The following is a 593-nucleotide window of genomic DNA, read 5'->3' on the forward strand; positions in this document are numbered from 1 at the left end:
GAGATCGTGTCGGGCAAGCGTTCTACGTTCACCCGGGCCAACGTGTTCGCCGAAGCGCTGCGTCAGATCCAAGGCGTCAGGTTCGCGTCACCGGACGAGCGGACCGTGGTGGCGGAGCGGATCGCGGCGCTCGGGATCGGCCGGGCGGTTGCGTTGACACCGCCGGACTTGGGCTACGTCCCGGACGAGCTTCGGCGCCCGGACGGGTCCTCACGCTTCCGTCCGCGCGACTCAGAGCTCTTCACGACCGAGGCCCTGCTCGACGCGGAGCAGCGGCTCCTCGGTGCCGGTCGTGCGGTCGACGGGCCGGCCGTGGACGAGGCCATTGCCGCTGCCGTGTGCACCGCCGATCTGCCGGGACGTGACCATCCACTGTCGGCCGAACAGGCATCTGCTGTATGCCGTGTGGCCGCGTCCGGACGCGCGCTCGACGTCCTGGTGGGGCCGGCGGGGGCAGGGAAGTCGACCGCGATGGCGGGCGTCCGAGCGGTCTGGGAGTCGCAGCACGGGCCGGGGTCAGTAGTGGGGCTCGCCCCGTCGGCGGCGGCCGCGGAGGTGCTGTCCGAGGCGGTAGGGGTGCCGACGGAGAACAC

Annotated in this window: 1 protein-coding gene; it reads left to right on the forward strand. The window is 72.2% G+C overall.

What is annotated here, in order from left to right:
* Positions 1-593 (forward strand): AAA family ATPase (locus ABD297_RS23635; RefSeq protein WP_344257627.1); only part of this gene is annotated, 593 nt, incomplete at both ends.

The organism is Terrabacter carboxydivorans (assembly GCF_039532035.1).
In the GTDB taxonomy this organism is placed as follows: Bacteria; Actinomycetota; Actinomycetes; order Actinomycetales; family Dermatophilaceae; genus Terrabacter; species Terrabacter carboxydivorans.